This is a genomic window from Bacillus sp. 17RED48 (assembly GCF_019837545.1).
GTDB lineage: Bacteria > Bacillota > Bacilli > Bacillales > Bacillaceae_G > Bacillus_A > Bacillus_A wiedmannii.
This window is the reverse complement of sequence record NZ_JADAXG010000040.1, coordinates 1-1,996: the sequence shown is the minus strand read 5'-3', so window position 1 is coordinate 1,996 and position 1,996 is coordinate 1. Positions and strand designations below refer to the sequence as shown.

Annotated in this window: 3 protein-coding genes and 1 pseudogene; all 4 read left to right on the top strand. The window is 30.6% G+C overall.

Annotation, left to right across the window (positions count from 1 at the left end; genetic code table 11):
- The first annotated feature begins 8 nt into the window (after positions 1 to 8).
- A complete protein-coding gene (locus ILT06_RS32100; protein WP_222655994.1) occupies positions 9 to 392 on the top strand; it encodes an alpha-ketoglutarate permease in 384 nt (127 codons plus the stop codon).
- Positions 393 to 643: 251 nt separating this feature from the next.
- Positions 644 to 864, top strand: a pseudogene (locus ILT06_RS33000) (hypothetical protein).
- 686 nt (positions 865 to 1,550) lie between these two features.
- Positions 1,551 to 1,769, top strand: a complete 219-nt coding sequence (locus ILT06_RS32095; protein WP_000820307.1) for a hypothetical protein — start codon at positions 1,551 to 1,553, stop codon at positions 1,767 to 1,769.
- 38 nt (positions 1,770 to 1,807) lie between these two features.
- Positions 1,808 to 1,996: hypothetical protein (locus tag ILT06_RS32815; RefSeq protein ID WP_261784597.1), on the top strand; the 189-nt coding region annotated here is incomplete at its 3' end.

Genomic DNA, 1,996 nt, shown 5'->3' with positions numbered 1-1,996 from the left:
AATGAAAAATGATTAAAACATTATTAGCAGGAGCATTTTTAAGTACAGGATTATTAGCGGGTGGTGCAATTGGTGCAGATGATGCGAAAACGGACAATTTAAAGTCAAATGAAAATTCAAATCAAGTAATTACACAGAGTGCAGATGGAACAACGTCTTCCTCACAAAACTTTGATTTACCTAAAGATGCAGTGCCAGCATCTAAAGGAGATGTAAAAACTGTTGAAAAATCAGAAGGTACAGGTACAGATTCTCAAGAAGGAAAAATGGTAGAAACAAAAGAAGGTACAGAATCAAAACCTGGAAAACATGCAAAAACTGTTGAAAGAACAGAAGGTACAGGTACGGATTCTCAACAAGGGAAAATGGTAGAAACAAAAGAAGGTAATTAAATAATATATAGTTATAACGAAGAGCATCCAAAAAGGGGTGCTCTTTTTATATGATAGGGATTAACTAGTTTTACTCAACATAGAGCTGTAGGAGGAATTGAGGATTAGAACATAGGGTACTGTTTCTTCAAATTATGGTGTTTAGAGCAATAGTTTTGGTGGTAACGTTACAATACAAACATTTTGTTAGAGATTTTTTAAATTTACATAGACTCTAGATAGACTACATATAAACTTCAGATACTTGTTTTATGATACAAGTAATCAAACAAAAGGAGGGGGTTACAACAGTATTAACAGGGCAATCTTTTAAGTACAGGAGATTATTAGTAGATGGAGAAAATGTTGAAGATGTACAGACAGATAAAAACATATTCCATATAAATAAAATGAATTGCAACAAGCTAAAAGTACGGTTTTAAGAAGTTTGAGTTATAAGAAGAAAATAGATAAGTATAGTGAAAATAGATAAATTGACAAGAGAAAAGCACTTTGTGTATATCACAGGTGCTTTTCTTACGATTAGTCAACCTATATTTTTAGATTTTTAATGGACTGGATATCACAAAATATAGGTATCCATTTTTATGCATGCAAAATACCCCTAGCAGGGATTCATTTTTTTACTAGGGGCGGATATGGTATGATGAATGAAACTATGATGTTAGGCTGCTAACCGATAATCATAGTGTATATTGTGTGTAATAAGGTGAAGGAGAAGTTTCAATAACTTATTTACACATGCAATGGACGCAACTTTATGACATTTGTTATAGGGTTGCGTTTTCTTTGCTATATAAAATTTATATAATAAATGAGACATTAACAAAGTGGACAATTGAACCATCGGAGTTTAGGTGATTAGTTATAACTGTCTGGAGGTATTTGTACCAGAATATAATGTGTTAATATTTTGACATTTTTTTGTGTTTTATGCTTTTTATTTATAATAAATGTATTAAAATCTTTTTTTCTCATACATTTATTTGGTTATTCATCTTATTAAGTGAATTAAAATATATCCATTTCCTTATATAATTGAGTATATTTATGTTAAATTGTGTAAATATGTGTAAATAGATAATATGAATATATAATGAATATCTATTACTTATATATTCATATTTTAAGTTTCTGAAAATATAGCGGAGGGATAGTATGAAAAGGGGACAGAAACGAAAAACACAAAATTTAGTGATAGTAACTGCCGCATTATCTATGTTTGCTACTGGAATAACGCCCTCATTAGAAATCTTTGCGGAAGAACAAGCGCAGCAACAGAAAGTGTATGAAGCTGTTCAAAATCATCAAGGAAATGGTGACTCGAATTGGATATTTGCTTTATCGTTATGGAAACCGCTTATTTTGAATTTTTAAGTTGATGGCATGGGAATTATTTTATATAAAGGAGAGTCATGCAGCAGTCAAAAGTCAAAAACAAAAAAGGAGAAATTATTTTGAAAAGGATTTCATCTTTATTATTAACTATGCCTATTATTTTAGGAAGTATTGCTACGATTCCGCATACAAAGGTTTCAGCTGAAACAATGTCATTCAATCAAGAAACATTCACTTTAGAAACATTGAATCAACAGACAGATCAA

What these genes read in the sequence shown, in the direction of transcription:
- ILT06_RS32100 (WP_222655994.1), top strand. Translation starts at nt 9, where the DNA reads ATGATTAAAACATTATTAGCAGGAGCATTTTTAAGTACAGGATTATTA.
- ILT06_RS32095 (WP_000820307.1), top strand. Translation starts at nt 1,551, where the DNA reads ATGAAAAGGGGACAGAAACGAAAAACACAAAATTTAGTGATAGTAACT.